The organism is Streptomyces sp. NPDC014991 (assembly GCF_043080665.1).
Lineage (GTDB): Bacteria > Actinomycetota > Actinomycetes > Streptomycetales > Streptomycetaceae > Streptomyces.
In genome coordinates, this window is record NZ_JBIBVY010000025.1 from 34,652 (window position 1) to 50,650 (window position 15,999).

At 71.1% G+C, this 15,999-nt stretch carries 12 protein-coding genes and 2 pseudogenes; 4 read left to right on the plus strand and 10 right to left on the minus strand.

Features of this window, described 5'->3' with window-relative positions:
- Window positions 1-511 precede the first annotated feature (511 nt).
- Both ACF1BE_RS29970 and ACF1BE_RS29975 read left to right on the plus strand, forming a co-directional pair.
- Complete coding sequence (locus ACF1BE_RS29970; protein WP_392202135.1) at window positions 512-1,123, plus strand: hypothetical protein; 612 nt, start codon at window positions 512-514, stop codon at window positions 1,121-1,123.
- A 22-nt stretch (window positions 1,124-1,145) separates the two neighbouring features.
- On the plus strand, window positions 1,146-1,460 hold the full coding sequence (locus ACF1BE_RS29975) for a hypothetical protein (protein WP_392202136.1): 315 nt from the start codon (window positions 1,146-1,148) through the stop codon (window positions 1,458-1,460).
- A gap of 156 nt (window positions 1,461-1,616) precedes the next feature.
- On the opposite strand, the pseudogene ACF1BE_RS29980 reads toward ACF1BE_RS29975, so the two are convergent.
- The 4 genes and pseudogenes from ACF1BE_RS29980 to ACF1BE_RS29995 all read right to left on the minus strand — a co-directional run.
- A pseudogene (locus ACF1BE_RS29980) lies at window positions 1,617-1,742 on the minus strand (dimethyl sulfone monooxygenase SfnG); the annotation flags it as partial.
- 25 nt (window positions 1,743-1,767) lie between these two features.
- A pseudogene (locus ACF1BE_RS29985) lies at window positions 1,768-2,242 on the minus strand (LLM class flavin-dependent oxidoreductase); the annotation flags it as partial.
- Between the two features lie 132 nt (window positions 2,243-2,374).
- Complete coding sequence (locus ACF1BE_RS29990; protein WP_392202177.1) at window positions 2,375-3,649, minus strand: MFS transporter; 1,275 nt, start codon at window positions 3,647-3,649, stop codon at window positions 2,375-2,377.
- A gap of 17 nt (window positions 3,650-3,666) precedes the next feature.
- Window positions 3,667-4,206: an ArsR/SmtB family transcription factor gene (locus ACF1BE_RS29995; protein WP_392202137.1), complete on the minus strand. Its 540-nt coding sequence runs from the start codon at window positions 4,204-4,206 to the stop codon at window positions 3,667-3,669.
- Between the two features lie 28 nt (window positions 4,207-4,234).
- Here ACF1BE_RS29995 and ACF1BE_RS30000 point away from each other — a divergent pair, with 28 nt between their 5' ends.
- Complete coding sequence (locus ACF1BE_RS30000) at window positions 4,235-4,786, plus strand: recombinase family protein (protein ID WP_392202138.1); 552 nt, start codon at window positions 4,235-4,237, stop codon at window positions 4,784-4,786.
- A 175-nt stretch (window positions 4,787-4,961) separates the two neighbouring features.
- Here ACF1BE_RS30000 and ACF1BE_RS30005 read toward each other — a convergent pair whose 3' ends face one another.
- From ACF1BE_RS30005 to ACF1BE_RS30020, 4 genes are all read right to left on the minus strand, one after another.
- Window positions 4,962-7,931, minus strand: coding sequence for a BTAD domain-containing putative transcriptional regulator (locus ACF1BE_RS30005; protein WP_392202178.1), 2,970 nt, complete (start codon window positions 7,929-7,931; stop codon window positions 4,962-4,964).
- Window positions 7,932-8,980: 1,049 nt separating this feature from the next.
- Window positions 8,981-9,841, minus strand: a complete 861-nt coding sequence (locus tag ACF1BE_RS30010; protein WP_392202139.1) for a trypsin-like peptidase domain-containing protein — start codon at window positions 9,839-9,841, stop codon at window positions 8,981-8,983.
- The gene (locus ACF1BE_RS30015; RefSeq protein WP_392202140.1) at window positions 9,838-10,149 is read right to left on the minus strand and encodes a CU044_2847 family protein; all 312 of its coding nucleotides are present in this window, start codon (window positions 10,147-10,149) and stop codon (window positions 9,838-9,840) included. Before ACF1BE_RS30015 ends, ACF1BE_RS30010 begins: the two co-directional genes overlap by 4 nt.
- Window positions 10,150-10,754: 605 nt before the next feature.
- Entirely contained in the window at window positions 10,755-12,044 is a 1,290-nt protein-coding gene (locus ACF1BE_RS30020; RefSeq protein ID WP_392202141.1) for a helix-turn-helix domain-containing protein, read from the minus strand.
- A gap of 757 nt (window positions 12,045-12,801) precedes the next feature.
- Here ACF1BE_RS30020 and ACF1BE_RS30025 point away from each other — a divergent pair.
- Complete coding sequence (locus ACF1BE_RS30025) at window positions 12,802-13,533, plus strand: helix-turn-helix transcriptional regulator (protein WP_392202142.1); 732 nt, start codon at window positions 12,802-12,804, stop codon at window positions 13,531-13,533.
- A gap of 294 nt (window positions 13,534-13,827) precedes the next feature.
- On the opposite strand, the gene ACF1BE_RS30030 is transcribed toward ACF1BE_RS30025, so the two are convergent.
- The gene (locus ACF1BE_RS30030; RefSeq protein ID WP_392202143.1) at window positions 13,828-14,346 is read right to left on the minus strand and encodes an RNA polymerase sigma factor; all 519 of its coding nucleotides are present in this window, start codon (window positions 14,344-14,346) and stop codon (window positions 13,828-13,830) included.
- Between the two features lie 53 nt (window positions 14,347-14,399).
- The gene (locus tag ACF1BE_RS30035) at window positions 14,400-15,728 is read right to left on the minus strand and encodes a protein kinase (RefSeq protein WP_392202144.1); all 1,329 of its coding nucleotides are present in this window, start codon (window positions 15,726-15,728) and stop codon (window positions 14,400-14,402) included.
- Between the last annotated feature and the right edge of the window lie 271 nt (window positions 15,729-15,999).

The following is a 15,999-nucleotide window of genomic DNA, read 5'->3' on the forward strand; positions in this document are numbered from 1 at the left end:
CGAGGAGCCGGCTCGGAGCAGGAGGGCTCCGCGGTGCGGGCCCATCGGCGGTTGTCGTGCTGGTCGGTGGCGCTCAATCGCAGCTTCGGCTCTGAGGTGGGAACGCCCTGCTACGACAGGACTGCGGGCCCCGGACGGCCCTTCGCCGTGTGCCCTGCTCAAGGGCCGCCTCCCGCTCCGCCCACGATCCTGCAAGGTCGAGTTCGGCCTGCCTCCCGGGCGGGGCACGGCCGGGTTAGCGGTAGGGGGCTGCGGTCGACGGCCGCCGCAGTGCGTGGTGCCCGTCGGCGGGCGACGGCCGCCCGTGTACGAAGGAACAGCCACTGTCGGCTCCGGAGACTCAGGATCCGCCGGCACTGTTCCCCCGTATGCGCGTGGCGGACCGCACGGCGCTCGGCAGCGCTCCGTCACCGGGTGCCGCGCGGGCGAGGGGCCTACCGTGGGAGATGGTCCCGGCGTCGGCCCCGCCGACCGGCCGGTCGTTCATGCCAGGGGCAGAAGGAGGCACGAGATGTCCGATGCGACACGGGACACCACGGCCCGGCGTGTACGACATTTCGTCGACGCCGGATATCCCGACGCCGGGCCCGTCGAGGCGGCGGTGGAGGGAGCCGTCTACCGACTCGGGGACGGAACGGTGGCCAGGGTGTGGGAGCGCCGACGGGGATCCGAACTGCGGCGGATGCAGCGTTTCTACGCCGATGCCGCGGCGCACCTGCCGTTCGGCGCCCCGGAGATCCTCGCCGTCGGGGACATCGACGGTGTCCCGATGACCTTGGAGCGGGAGCTGACCGGCGAGCCCTTGGCGGGCAGGATCCGCACCGACGACCCGGACGAGGTGCTGCCCGAAGCGGTCGACTGCCTGGTCGGCGTGTTGCGCGCCCTCGCGGACGCCCATGACGTCGACGAGGTCAAGCACCTTCCTGTGCTGGACGAGGAACGCCCGCTGTGGGAAGGCCACACCACTTTCGGATCCGCCCTGGCGTACCTGGTGGACCGGCGGGTCAGCCGGTGCGCGGACCGGCTCTCCACGCATGTCCGCGACTTCGACGACACACGCGCCCGGCTGCTTCGGAAAGCTGCGCTCGCTGCCCCCTACCGACGAGGCGGTCGTCCACGGTGACGTCTTCCCGGAGACCGTGCTGGTGGACGACGACCTGCGGCCGCTCGCCCTCGTGGACTACGGCTTCCTGTCCACGGGCGGGGACCCCCGGTTCGACGCCGCCGTGACCGCGGCCATCTTCCCGGCGGGCGCCGAGCACGCCCTGGAGATCACCCGGCAGCTCACCACGCGCTTCGCCGACGAGTTCGGCTACGCGGTCGACGACCTCCTGCTGTACCGGGCCGCCTATGCGATGGCCACGAGCGACGCCTTCGCGCCGGGCGGCGGTGACGAGCACTTCGCCTGGTGCGTCACCGTGCTCGAGGACCCGGCCGTCGCCGAGTCCCTGCACCGGTGACGCACCCCGGGCAGCCGGGAAGTTCCGGTGACGGTGTGTGCGGTGCCCTACGATCCCGAGCGGATCCCGGGGCACATGGCCCCGGGGGTCGAGCGGCAGGACCGCATCGTGGTGGCTGCCGGCGTGTCGGACCCGCCGTGACCAGCATCGACACCCCTCCTCCAGGTAGTGCAGGAAGCCGAGGAGGAAGAGGTCGACGCAGAGCTTCTTGTGGGCGCCGATCGGCCGGGGGACCCCCACGGCGACCTGCTCAGGCATGCCGATCAGACCCGTACGGAAGCCGCATCCGGTGGGGGACTGTGGAACGTCAGCTGGATCGGAAGGAGTGACCCCGTCGGCGCCATTCCTCGGCGAGCAGTCCGTACGAACGGACCCGGTCCGTGTGGTCGTGGGTGATCGTCGTGATGAGCAGCTCGTCCGCGCCCGTGGCCTCCTGGAGTTGTTCCAGCCGGTCGGCCACCCGGCCGGGTGAACCGACGAACTGGGTGTCGAGGCGGTCCTGGACGAGGGCCCGGTCCTTGTCGGTCCATGGGTGGGTGCGCGCTTCCTGGGACGTTGGGTACTCGATGGCACCCTCGGCGGTGCGGATGCTGCGGGTCCACGGGGCCGTAGCCGGTGGCGAGGGCACGGGCGGTGGCGTCGTTCTCGGCGACGACGACGTCCGCCGAGACGCTGACGTACGGCTTGTCGAGAGCCACCGCCTCCAGGACCGTGGCCGGGCTGACGTGGTAGTTCGCCGCGAACCGTATTGGCAGGTTCACGTCAAAGCCAGCGGCGCCGGCCACCCCTTCCGGGACCCGGACGACGCCGAGGACGAAGAGGATCGACGGCCGGCACACCCGACCGACCCGGCCGCTCGTTGCGCCCCGCGGGGGCCTGGTACCCCACTTGTTGTGACGCCTTCGCTGCAGGCGTCACAACAAGTCGGGTGCACTCTCCTGGGCGGGTTCCTTCGAAGCCGGGTGATCTGGGCCGCCGGCCGGGGCGGCGGCACGCAGCGCCGCTTCGACCCGGCGGTTGTTGGTCATGGATGCCGTGACGGCCGTCATCGCCAGGAGGAGGACGGCGGCGGCGTAGAGCGGGGTGCGGATGTCGTAGGTGGTGGCCAGCAGGCCGCCGAGGAAGGCCCCGACGGGGGCGGCGCACATGGCCAGCATGCGGGAGGTGGAGGCGACCCGGCCCATGAGGTGGGCCGGGACGATCGCCTGCCGGAGGGAGGGCCCGAGCACCATCGTGGCGCCCATGCCGGCCCCGCAGACGGCGAGCGCCAGCCCGGCCACGTACGGGTTCGGGGCAGCGGCAAGGCCCAGGATGGCGAGCCCTTCGACTGCGGCCGTGCAGGTCAGTGCGGTGCCGGTGCCGAGTCGTCGGCCAAGGTAGGAGGCGATGCCTGCACCGAGCAGACCGCCGGTGGCCTCAGCCGTGAGGAGCAGGCCGAAGCCGTAGGTGTTGATGCCGAGGCGGTCGTGCGCGAAGAGGGCGAGTACGGTCTCCACAGCCAGGAAGGCGATGTTCCCGACCGCCGGGCGGAGCGCGAGCCCGAGCAGCAACCGGTCGCGGAAGACGTACGAGGCCCCGGCCCGCGCCTGCCGAAGCAGCGACTCGCGGGTCTCCGGCACGGGCCGGGGTATGGCGGGAAGCGACCGTACGAGCAGTGCGGAGAGCATGAACGACACCGCGTCGGCGAGCAGTGGAACCGCCCGCCCGAGCGCGAGCAGCGCACTGCCCGCAGGCGGCCCCGCGAAGCCGGACATGGCGGTCTGGGTCCCACGCAAGCGAGAGTTGGCGCGCTCCAAGAGTGCGGGGTCACGACCGAGCAGATCCGGCAGATAGGCCGTGGCGGCCGTGTCGAAGAAGAGTCCGCCGAGGCCGAGCAGGAAGGCGACGGCCGCGAGCAGCGGAATGCTCAGCACGTCGAGCGCGGCCGCTGCCGCCGGTATTGTGAGCAGCACCGCACGGGCCGCGTCCATGACCCACATCGTGCGCCGGCGGTCCCAGCGGTCCACCAGCGCACCGCCGAGCACCCCGAAGAGCAGCCACGGCAGCGTCCCGGCGGCCGTGACGACGGCGAGCGCCATCGGGTCCCGCGTCAACGTCAACGCGAGAAGCGGCAGCGCTGCATGCGACACCCCGTCACCGAGCGAGGACACCGTCTGCGCGGTCCACAGCCGTCCGAACCCGGTCGGCAGCTCTTGGACACCTGTTGTCACTTGGCGCCTCCCTCGGCCTGCTCGCGTGGTGCCGGGTGGAACAGTGCGAAGACGAGTGACGTGTCCGGCAGCGACGGATCGGACAGCTTCCGGTACTCGTCCGCCAGTGCCTCCAGCCGCGCCCCCAGCTGCGTGAACTGCTCCTCGGTGAGGCGCAGATGCGCCATCTGTACGTACCGATCGCCATCCCCCGGCGACGCCTCCAGATCCGCCACCGCATGCCGCATCAGCACGTCCGGCTCCCCCTCGCCCGGATCCGGCAGCACGATCGCCCGCGCGGCCATCGCGTAGTACCGCTCGGTGACACCCCGCACCTTCCGCGTCCGTACCACCTTCACCAAGCCGGCCCGCTCCAGCAGCCGCACGTGATAGCTGGAACTTCCCTTCGCAACGCCCACCCGCTCGGCGATCTGCGTAATCGTCGCCGGCTCGAAGCGGAGTACGGCCATGATCCGGTGGCGCGTGAGGTTGGAGACGGCGCGCAGCTGCTCGTCCGTGGTGACGTGAAACGTCTCGGGTAGATCATCGGTAGGCATGCGAGCAATGGTCAACGCTTCTTGACCGTTGAGCAAGGGGATTTCGCGCGGTCCTCAAAATCGGCTGTCCAGCGCGCGAGACCTTCCGTCAAAGCCCCCACGCTGCCGATCCGGGGCTGGTAGGTATCGAGATCGGGTACGCCCGGGTGTCGACCGGCGGGCAGAAACTGGAGCGGCAGCTCGACGCGCTCACCCCGCCGGGTGCCGGAGGATCTTCACGGACGAGAAATCCGGGAAGGACGCGCTCCGTCCCGAGCTGAAGGCATGCCACGCGTCCCTCGAGGCGGGCGACACGCTTGTCGTCCCCTCGCTCGACCGCTACGGCGCCAGCCCTCAAGACCTCATCAACATGGTCGCCGAGCTGCGCGAGCGCGGCATCGACTTCACCTCGCTGCACGAGAACCCGGACACCACCACCCCGGCGGCCGACTCGTCCTCCACGTCTTGGCCGCGCTCGCGGGATCCGTTCGCGAACTCATCGTCATCGGCACCAAGGAGGGCCTCGCGCCGCCCGCGCCCGTGGCCGGGTCGGCGGACGCCCCTGCGTCGCCACCGAGGAGATCATCCGGGCCGCCCGTGACCTGCTGCCCGACCCGGGGCCGCTCGATCGCCTCGATCGCCGAAGTTACTCGACGTTTCGCCGGGCACGCTCTGCAACCACATCCGAGGCCCGGAAACCCCCTGAAGACATTGATGCCGACGCTGAGGGTGACCACTGGCGTGCGGACGTGCACCGCGGGCGGGGCGGATCACGTCTACGTGAGCCGACCTGCTTCCCTGTCCCGGCCGCCCAGCCGTGCGTTCAGGCGGTCCCGCAGTTCGAACCCCTCCGTCCCGGACACCTGCTCGTACTCCGCGAGGGCCTCGGCCCAACAGGTCCGGGCCCGCGCGGACTCCCCCCGTTCCTCCATGGCGTCGCCCAGCACGACCAGGACATCGGCTCTGCGCCGAGCACCCCCTACCCGTCCCAGCACCGCAAGCGCCTGTTCGGCCTCCGCGGCCGCCTGGGCGGGCCGGCCCGCACCGAGGTATATCTCGGCGCGCCGGTAGTGCGCCATGCCTTCCCCCAGCGCCTGCGCGCACTCCTGGTAGATCCCGAGCGCCTGGTCCAGGTGCTCCAGGGCTTCGGGGATCTGCCCCGCGGCGGACAGGGCGAGCCCCAGCGCGTACCGCGATTCGGCAAGGGCGAGGGTGGCGGCTTCGGAGCCGAGCCGCTCGATGGCCTCCTCGGCGAGCGCGACCGCGCTACGGACGTTGCCCAGACTCGCCTCGACATGGGAGAGCTGGCACAGAGCGCTGGCCACGCCGAACGGATTCTCGTCCTCGCGGAATCGTGTCAGGGCCTCCCGCAGACAGCGGTCCGCCTCCGTGTAGCGGCGCTCCTGGAGCGCGATGACACCGCGGTCGTACTGCACCCAGGCGCTGGTGACCGGGTCGTCGATCGCCACGGCCAGCGCCAACGCCCGCTGCGCCTCCGCATCGGCCTCCCGCAGGTTCCCCGCCGTCAGATGGACCGCGGTGAGCGCGGCACAGGCACGCCCCTCCGCCTGGGCGTCGCGCGCCTCGCGTGCGGCACGCTGCGCCGCGGTCGCCGTGTCCTGGTACTGGCGGAAGTTCCCGGATCCCACGATGTCCTTCACGCTCCACAGCAGGTCGATCGACCTGCGCAGTTCGGAGCCGTGAGCGAGCTGGCGGGCGCAGGACAGGATGCACTGCGCCTCGGACGCCAGCCAGCGCCGAGCGTCGTCCAGGTACGAGAACTCGACGCCGGGATACCGAGCAGGTTCCAGATGCTCCACGCTTCGGTCACCGGGATGCTCGACCGCGTACACCCCGGTCGCAGTGGCCAGATAGAAGTCGAGGAGGCGGGTCAGTGCCGCCCACCGCTCACTCGGGGGGTGCTCGTCCCGTTCCGCACAGGCGCGGGCGTACAGCCTGGTGAGGTCGTGGTAGCGATAGCGACCCGGTGCCGCCGCCTCCAGGAAGCCGGTGTCGACGAGCGCTTCGAAGATGTCCTCCGTGTCCTCGGGCGGCCGGTCGAGCATGGCGGCTGCCGCGGTGAGGGAGATGTCCGGTCCGTCGGCGAGGCCGACGAGACGGAAGGCGCGCGCCTGCGCGGGATCCAGCTGCCCGTACCCCATCTCGAAGGTCGCCTTGACCGCGAGATCCCCGGCCTGCAGTTCGTCGAGGCGGCGTCGTTCGTCGGAGAGTTTGGCGGCGAGCACGGACACGGTCCAGGTACGGCGGGCCGCGAGGCGTGAGGCCGCGATCCGGATCGCCAGCGGAAGGAACCCGCAAGCGGCGACCACGTCGAGAGCAGCACTGTGTTCCGTTCGGACGCGTTCGCCACCCACAATCCTGGTGAACAGTTCCAGCGCCTCGTCCGGACTCATCACATCGAGGTCCACGAGATGTGCCCCGGCCAGATCCACCATGCGGACGCGGCTGGTGACGAGCGTGGCGCACCCCTCGGCGCTGGGGATCAGCGGCCGTACCTGTGCGGCGTCGCGGGCGTTGTCCAGCAGCACCAGCACCCGGCGGCCGTTCAGGACCGAGCGGTACAGCGCCGAGCGTTCCTCCAGCGAATCGGGGATCGCCGCGTCCTCCGTGCCCAAAGCGCGCAGGAAAGATCCGAGGACCGTCTCGGGCTCCGTCGGCCGGGATCCGGTTCCTTGCAGATCCACGTACAACTGCCCGTCGGGAAAGCCCCGGCGCGCCTGGTGGGCAACGTGCACCGCGAGGGTGGTCTTGCCGACGCCTCCGATGCCCGCCAAAGCGGAGATGGCCAGGACGGCACCAGGGAAGGCGGCGAGAAGTCCGCCGAGTTCACGCACGAAGGCGGCGCGTCCGGTGAAGTCGGGCACGGTCGCCGGCAGTTGTGAAGGCCGCACAGCGCTCGATCTCGCTTCGCGGCGCGGCGGGGCCACGTCCTCGAGGCTCCGGTCGGTGGCGACGATGCGCTGCTGCAGGTCGCGCAGGCTGGGGCGCGGGTCCACTCCGAGTTCGTCGGCGAGCAGGCGCCGGGTGTCCGCGTACACGGCCAACGCCTCGGCTTGGCGCCCGCTTCGGTACAGAGCGAGCATGAGCAACTCGCGCAGGCGCTCGCGCAAGGGATGGGCGGCGGTGAGTGCGGTGAGCTCCGATACCGCCTCCGCATGGTCGCCGAGTTCCAGGTCCAAGCCCAGCCGTGTCTCGCAGAGATGAAGCCGCCACTCCTCCAACCTGACGCGTTGCGCTTCGGCATAAGGGCCCGGCACTCCTGCCAGGGGTTCCCCGTCCCAGAGCGCGAGGGTCCTGTTCAACAGGTCACGCGCCTGCGCCCGTTCGCCGGCCGCACGGAGCTTCTCCGCATCTGCCACAAGGCGCTGCGCATCCGCCAGATCGACGGATCCAGCCTGGATGCGCAGCGCGTACCCTCCGGACTCGCTGGCCAGCACTCCCGGGTCGAGCACCTTGCGGAGCCGGGCCGCATACGTACGAAGGGCGGCGAGTGCCTGCGACGGAGGCTCCTCGCCCCATAGCGCGTCGATCAACTCGGCTGCCGTGGCAGTGCGGCCCCCGCGCAGCAACAAAGCGGCGAGAAGTGCCCGTTGTTGCGGCGAACCGGTGGGCAGGGGCTCCGCACCGCGCCACGCCCGAACCGGACCGAGCACGCTGAAACGCAGCGCCGACGAGCCCTCGTCGCCCTGGCTCAGTGCGTTGTCCCTGACGACGAACCTGTCGATGAAGGGCTGCGGCGCCGGTCGCCGGACCTCGGGCACCCGAGGCCTTTGCCCCTCGGCCGCCGGTCGCCGGGATCCGGTCCCCCGGAACCCTTGGGGCTCGGACGTCGGAATGGCTGCTGGGGGAGCATGGTCCGCGCCCCTCCGCAGGACGCCCCATCGCCGCACGGCCTCCGTGAGCAGGGCCCTGACCTCGTCGATCCCACGGTCGTCCCGCGCGTCTTGGGCCATTTCGCCTTCTGCTGCGGCGAGACTGAGCAGTGCGGCGACCGACTGCGGATGGTCGGCTCCCATCGTCGCCGCGGCCTTCTGGGACGCCACGGCCAGAACATGCGCGGCGCGCTGCATTCGGTCACGGTCTTCGGCGGCCCGCGCGGACCCGAACTCGGCGGTGGCCAGCGTGACCAGCGCCGACAGGGACTGCGGATGCTCCCCGCCCAGCAGAGCCACCAGACGGCGCACGGCGCGTTCGAGGTCGTCCAGCAACCGGTCCGCGTCTTCGTGGCGGCCCTGTCGACGCGCCGTCTCCGTCAGAACGGAGATCACCAGCAAACGTACATCCTGCTCTTCCTCGGAGGCCTCGGCCGTAGCCAGCCGCTCCAGAGCCTGTGTGGCCGTCTGGTCGGCCCCTTCTACGTCTCTCAGCCGCATCTTGAGCGCCGCGAGGTTGGCGAGCGTGCGCGCGGCCGTCGCACCGCGGTCCGGGTCGAACTGTAAGGCAGAGGACAGCACGGTCGCGGCGGCGGCCAGATACCCGCGGTCGGCCAGCGTCACGGCCAGCTGGTTGCGCGAGGCGGTGTCGAGGTTCAGCCCGTCGGTGTCCCACGCCAAACGGGACACCACGTGCTGGAGGAGGGCCTGCGACGAGGCCTGCTGGCCGAGGCTGTCCAGCAGTGCCGTAAGGAGGGACAGATCGTGGCTGAGGGCTGGATGGTGCAGCACACACTCGTCCGTGCGCAGGCGTTCGACGGCATGCATGGCCTGCGCGGTAGCTGTGCTGTCGCCCTTCAGCGCGAGCGTGGCGTAGTAGAGGGCTTCCTGCCAGGCCTCGTTCATGCCCCGCCCCCGTTCCCCTCGCCGTTGATGAGCGCCTTCACGGCCATGAACTTGAGCTCGGCGATCTGGGACGGATCGATGAGGCTGCGCTGTGCCCAGGCATCAAGCTGGAGCAACAGCGCCTCGGTACCGACGAATCGGGCGGGCGTCGCACCGTCCCGGGCAGGCTGGTCGCGGTCCAGGACAGATGGGCGGTCGCGGTCCGGGCCCGGGTGGTCGCGGTCGGGGGGCGGTGGCCTGAGCACGTCGATGAGGTGGACGACGTCGAGGTGGTCGAAGCGGCGGATCGCTTCCCTGATGGTGGCTGCGAAGAGCACATTGGCGGCGCGGGCCTCGGCAGCCCGCTCGGGGGCCTGCTCGATGAGGATGCCGACGACCGCGGGCGGCTGAGTGCCGTTGTCCCCCACACCCTCGACCGGTCCTCCCGAGTAGCCGGAGTAGTCGCCAAGATGCTGGTCCGCCGTGAGCTGCAGCGCTTCGATGGTCGCGCCGCCGACGCAAAGGTGCGGGGCGGCCCCGGCGCTGACCCGCCCGCTGAGGTGCGCTTCGTGCGCGGCGGGCCGGTAAGGGCCTCGCCAGCGGTCTCCGTCGCGGGCGACGTCGGCCGTAGGGATCGGCAGGACGACCTGGTGCCCGGCGCCGACCTCGACCAGGGCCAGGTCGGCTTCTTTGTCCTGGCGGCAGACACGGCCCTCTACTCGCTCTCCGTTGGCCAGTTCGATGCCGACGCTTTCGTCGATGGCCAGGCCGCGCAGGCAGTGCAGTGCGGTGAGCACGAACCGGCGGGTGAGCAGGAAGCCACCGCCCAGCCGCTGCTGAGCCTGGTAGAGGTCGACCCAGTAGCCCGTTTCCGTCACGGGTTCCCCGGGGTGCGCTCCACGGTGAGGGTGACCTCGAACGAGGCCTCCGCCGACGCCTTGGACAGGATGACCCCGGCTTCGGCCGCGAGGGTCAGACCGAAGGTGACGTCCAGGCTGGTGATCCGCCAGCCGTCGCGCTGGGAGACCTGCGCCAGGGACTGCTGGGCGATGGAGGACGCCTGGACGATCGCCTCCTCGATCTCGGAGGCGCGCTCGCCGAGGGACGACGTCGTCCGTGTTCTGCTGGCGATCTGCCTGTTGCCGGCTGCGTCGAGCGCGACCGTCTCGACCCTGACATCGGCCATGACCGTACTTCCCCCGTGTCCCGGCACCTTCGTCGGTGGTAGGTGATCCCGACGAGAGCCTAGCCGCGCGGCCCGGGCGGTGCGACCGCTTCTCGGACGTACCGGGCCGGCAGGCCGATTTGCGCGCTGGGCGGCCCTGTTCAGACGGCCCTGCCGGCAATTGTCGTTCACTGCCCGGCCACTTCGCCCCTGATTCGCCCCCACACCTTCGTACACCCCTGATGTTGTCGCGAACCGTCCTGGACCGGCGCGACCAGTCGCTCCCCGGCTTGCCGTGGGGTCTGCCGGTCGTCCAGCGCGGATCGTTGCGCGACGTGGCCTGGACAGGCCGTGGGAGGCGGTCGGCCTGGTCATCGCAATCCTCGGCCTCGTCCCTGTCCGCCATCCCGCTTGTGGGTCGGAGCTCTGCGGGCTGCGGTGTGCCGGGAGGACGAGGTATCCCGACGGGTGGTGGCACGACGGCCGAGGAACGAGTTCGGCATGGGCTGTCCGCCTCCCTGAGCGGCCGGCAGGCCCGGGCCGGCAACACACCGGTGGCATCGCGTCTCGGCGGCGTCGGGGACGGTCACGGTGAGGAAATGCGCGGGGGGCGGCGATGGAGGGCGTCACAGGCTTGCGAGGCCGCCTCGACCGGACGACTGCGGCGCGGTGCCGGCGCCGCCCGCCGTGTGCGGAAGGCTCAGTTCCGCCAGGGTCTGGGCCAAGGACTGCCAGACATGCGCGGCCAGATCCAGGTTCTGGGTCTCCGTCGTCTGACGGCCCAGCCGCTGCAGGACGCCGATGCCCTCCTCGACGCGCCCCGAGAGGATCTTCAGGCGGCCGTCGAGGACGGACAACCGCACCCGGTCCCGGTAGGAGAGACACAGGTCCTCCTCGGCCAGCAATGAGCCGCTGATCGCGCGGGCGTCGTCCAGCCGGCCACGGTGGAAAGCCAGATGGGCTTGCAGAGCACGCAGTTCCTGGACTTCGCGCGGGGTGCCGATCAGGTCCACGACGGACGCGGCCTCAGTCAACCAGCGCTGAGCCGCGCCCAGTTGCGGCGGTGACATCTGCAGCGCCGCAGCGGTGGCCGCGGCCCGGAGCCGGGTCCACAGGGTCAGGTCGTCCTTGGCCTTCAGGAGTTGCAGTGCCGTCTCCAGTTTGGTCCGGGCGGAAGCGTGGTCGCCTTGACGGTTGCAGACCATGGCGGCGGTCCACCATCCCTCGGCCGCCTGTGCCGGTGCGGCCGCCGGCAGCAGGTCCCGCTCGAGTTCGTCGACGTGCCGCGCGGCCGCGTCCAGTCTGCCGAGCTCGGCCTCGATGCTGATCAGCACCACGAGGGCGGCCATGGTGTCCGACACGGACAGATCCTCGGAACGTGCGAGGGAGAACGCCTGGGCGGCCGCTGGTTCCGCTGTGCGCAAGTCACCCAGGGCACGCGTGCAGCGGGCGTACTGGACGTGCGACCGCACGCGCAGTTCAGGCACCTCCAACAAATCGCTCAGCTCGATGAGCCGCAGCAGGCATGCGCGCTCCCGCGCGTAGTCGCCGGCGCGGTCGGCGGCGCGGCTCAGCAACCACAGAGCCTGCCAGCGGGCGGCGGGATCTTCACCGGCGTCCTCGTCGACCGCCCGGCTGAGGGCGGCTGTGTCGTATGTGCCGGGCGGCGCCGACAACGCTGCCGCCAGTTCGCAGGTCAGGGACCGCTGATGTGAAGGGGCGGTCAGGGTGGACGCATCGACGCCCAGCCGCTCGGCGAGATACGCCGTGGCGCGTTCGGTGGGCCGGCGTTCGCCCGACTCGAGGCGCGACAGGTACCCCGTCGACATGCCGTCGCCGACGAGTTCTGCCTGGCTCAGACCTCGCTGGAGCCGGAGCCGCTTGAGCCGACGGCCGAAGTGCGGCTGCTCGGGCATCTCCCACCTCTGCTCACGTGACGCGCGTCAGACCTCCGTCCTCGGCCCGTTCGATCGGAGATCTGGGGTTGTCAACACTTTACGAAGCCCACGCAAGTGCGGCAAGGCGTTAATCGGACGCCAATTGGGCTGGCCGAAGGCCCAGTTGCTGTTCGACGACCGGGCAGGCATGGGCTCGGGCGGGCGGCAACGCCGTGTAGAGGCAGGGAAGTTGGCACAACCCGCAGGCCGTCTGGCAAACCCTTGCCAAGGGGGTTGCCGCCCCTTAGCCTCGAAGGTGCCGTCCCGACGCGATTCCCCCAACTTGTTTCATGGAGGTTTCCGTGCCGCGCCACGCCCGGCCGGGCTCAACGCGAAGGTTCATCCCGTGGCTCGCCACCCTCGGTCCCTGCGCGCCCTGTGCGGAGATGACGGCGGGTCGCCCTGAGAGCGCTCCGAGCTGGAGCCGTACGGGCACCGCGGGCCCTTTCCCTTTCAGTCCGCTCTCTGCACCGAGCGGCGAGATCGAGTGGCCGTGACAACGTTATCCGGCTGTCGCCCGACCCCTGTCGAGTGCATGCGCTCCCCTTGACGAGCCGTTCCGGAAGCCCCGCACACACCCATCCGCCCACCATCACGCGGAACAACGGGCCGCAGCCGCCGACGAGGTGGCACGCCTGTGCGCCGGACGCTCGCCGACACCCCTGGTACCGACGCGCCGGTCCGTCCCGCACCCCTACCCTCCTCTCCCCCTGCGCAGCAAAAGGACGGTACGTCCGTGGCGACCACGAGTTTCCCCGACGCTTCGCCCCGCAAGCACCACCCCGCCGCACACCCGGCTCCTCCCACTCGCAGCGACCCCCTCACGAACAGCGCACGCCCCACTCCGGCGTCGCGGGCCGTCTGCACGGCCCGCACCTTCACGGACGACCTCGTCATCACGGCCGCAGAGCCGGAGTTCGCCCGGCAATTCGGCCTCAGCGCGGAGGAGATACGCGGGTGCCGCCTCCTCGACCTCCTGCAACCGCCCGCGCCCGCCGCATCCGATGACCTGCGAAAACAGTTCCTCGCCCTTTCCTCCGGCCACCGGCCCCGATTCACCGAGAGAGTCATGGGCAGGGACGGTGCCGGCGGACTCTTCCACGCGGACATCACCGGCGTCGCCGTGCACGGCCTGTCCGGTGAGACGTCCGGGATCGTCGTCCTTCTCCGCAGCCTCGCCCCCGTACACAGACCCCAGCAGGACACCCCACCGGCGGCCGGTGACAGACCTGTACTCAGCGCGCTCGACGCGCAGGTGCTGGAGGGCGTGGCACGTGGCGAGTCAACGGTGCAACTGGCCTCCCGGCTGTACTTGAGCCGCCAGGGCATCGAATACCGCATCGGTCAGATGCTGCGGAGGTTCGACACCCCCAACCGGCCCGCGCTGGTCTCCCGTATGCATGCGCTGGGTATGTTCGTCACCGGCCAGTGGCCGCCACGCGTACGGCCGGACCGCGTCAAGCCGTAGGCGCAGAAGCAGCCCGGGACGAGGGCCGTGGTGTCGGGAACGCCACGGCCCTCGTGGCACGGCCACCTCAAGGCGGCGCCCCAGCCCTCGTCCTGCGCCACCTCAGTGCGGCGCCCCAGCCCTCGTCCTCCGTCGCCTCAGGGCTGCGCCCCGACCCTCGGCCTGACGCACTTCGAGGCGGCGCCACGACGGCATACGACGATCTGGGGGCGGCCGGGGGGCGCGGCCCGGCCGCCTCCGGGGGCAGGCGTCACGGCCCTCCCCCGGCTCCCGGAAGTCGTCCCGCCCCTCGGCTCACGCCGCCGAGGGCTGCCACGCCTCCTGGAAGCGGCGGCGGGCGCGGAAGAGGCGGGAACGCACTGTGCCCAGGGGCAGCTCGAGCACCTCCGCCATCTCCTCCTCGCTCAGACCGTAGGCGCGCAGCGTCAGGACCTGCCGGTGCGCCCGTGACAGACGCTCGAGCACATCGCTGATGTGCACCGCGTCCAGCGGGTTCGTCTGCTGCCGCGACTCGACCTGCCCGCAGGTCTGTTCCTCGCCGAAGCGTTTGGCGGTGCGCACGGCCTCGCGGACCGTCACCGCGCGCACCCACCCGTAGAGGGCTTCCGGTTCGCGCAGCTGGCTCAGCCCGCGGTAGATGGCCAGCAGCGCCTCCTGGGTGGCGTCGGCCGCGTCGTCGCGGGTGATCGATCGGCAGATCCGGGTGACATAGGGCGTGATGTGGTTCAGCAGGTGGTTCATGGCGTGCTCGTCGCCCGACTGGGCGCGCGGCAACAGCGTCAGGGGGGAGGCGAGTTCGCTGACGGTGGACATCGCAGGACGACTCCTTACGGCAACCGGGCCTGATGCGGGAGTGTGGGCGGCGTTCAGCCCGCGTCGGCGGTGACGGGCTCGCGCTGAGCCGCGGACGCGAAGGCGAGGAGGCCGTCGAGCACCTCGTCGCGGAAGGCCCGCATGAAGGACGGGCTGAAGCAGGCGGTGTAGTGCGGGAACTCGATGGACAAGCGGCCTTCGAAGGAGACCACGCACGCCATGACGGGGCTGCGGCCGGCCTGCGGGAAGTAGTGCTCGCGGCCGGGCACCAGGCGGACGTCGACCACGCGCAGGTCGCCGGGCAGGCGGGGTCCCGGGACGACGCCCATGTTGGTGACGATCACAGTGGCCAGCTGGAGCGCGGGGTTGCGGGCGATCTCCGGGGTGATGCGCATCTCGTGGAAGTGGCCGCCACTGGAGATGAAGTCGTTCACCCGGGCGTGGACGGTACGCGCCAGCCCCAGCGGGTCGGAGGCCGCAGCCACCTCCAGGGTCTGCAGATGCGTGGTGACCGCCGGCACCATGACGGACGCCGGCAACGCCGGCGTCAGCCGGGAGCGCAGGTCGACAGGGGACAGGCAGCCGAGGGTGCGGGGACCCTCACCCGCGAGACGCCGTCGGGCCGTGGTCAGCAGGGCCGCGGCGATGAGCGCGTGGACGGACACGTCGGCCTGTCGTGCCCTCTCGCGCAGGCGTGTGGTGTGTTCGGTGTCCAGGGTCAGCCGGCACACCTCGATGCGCCCCTCCCCCGCCCCGGCGGCCGGCGCCGGGTCCGGGGTGGTTGCCGCGTCGTAGGGCACCAGCTCGACCGGGTGCCGCTTCGTCTGCTCGATGCGGGCGTCGAGATGAGCGGCGGTGTCCGCCTCGTCGGCCGGCGGCAGCAGCGCACTGACGGGCTCGGGCCAGTCCGGGGCGTCCGGGACGTCGGATCGAACGGCCTGCGGCTGCTCGCCGATGACGAGCGACCGGTAGTGGTCCCACAGTGTGTTGTGCAGCGTGATGCTGCTGTGGCCGTCGGTCACCGTGTGGTCCACCACCAGGACGAACAGGTGGTCCTCGCCGCCCGGTGCGCTGACGAGGACCGCGCGCGACAGCGGGCCGCCCACCGGGAGGGGCCTGTTCAGTTCCGTCGCGTAGGCCTCGGCCAACTCTCCGGCGCGTGTCTCCAGCCGAGGCCGCTCGGCCTCGTCGAGCAGGCCCAGCGCGTGGCCGGCGCCGTCCGCCACGATGCGGGAGCGCAGGGTCGGGCTGGCCTGCGTCACGGCATGGAACGCGGCGGTCAGCGCCTCGACGTCGACACGTCCGCGCAGGGTGCAGGACAGCACGGCCCTGCTTCGCTGGCCCACGTAGAGCGTCTCGACCGGACACAGCGCACGGTGCATGACGGCAACCCTCTTCTCGATCGTCGAACGGGGGCCCGGCGGCGGCACCGGCCTGTGGCCGCGGGCTTCGGGGATTCGCTGCGAGAGTGCACCGCGCGCCGTGGCCGAATCCACCCGAGAGGCCCTCGGAAAGGGAAGTCGCGTGATTTCCCTAGAGATTGCCCGGGCCCGCGCACTCCCTCGCTCCGAGTTCTCTGGGGAATTCCCTGGATTGCCGCTCATGGGTCGAAGCCGCCTTGACCGCGCCGACCGCGGTGGCGCACCGTGATCT

Coding starts and splice junctions, on each gene's coding strand:
- ACF1BE_RS29970 (WP_392202135.1), top strand. CDS start 512: ATGTCCGATGCGACACGGGACACCACGGCCCGGCGTGTACGACATTTC.
- ACF1BE_RS29995 (WP_392202137.1), bottom strand. CDS start 4,206: ATGCCTACCGATGATCTACCCGAGACGTTTCACGTCACCACGGACGAG.
- ACF1BE_RS30015 (WP_392202140.1), bottom strand. CDS start 10,149: ATGGCCGATGTCAGGGTCGAGACGGTCGCGCTCGACGCAGCCGGCAAC.
- ACF1BE_RS30020 (WP_392202141.1), bottom strand. CDS start 12,044: ATGCCCGAGCAGCCGCACTTCGGCCGTCGGCTCAAGCGGCTCCGGCTC.
- ACF1BE_RS30030 (WP_392202143.1), bottom strand. CDS start 14,346: ATGTCCACCGTCAGCGAACTCGCCTCCCCCCTGACGCTGTTGCCGCGC.
- ACF1BE_RS30035 (WP_392202144.1), bottom strand. CDS start 15,728: ATGCACCGTGCGCTGTGTCCGGTCGAGACGCTCTACGTGGGCCAGCGA.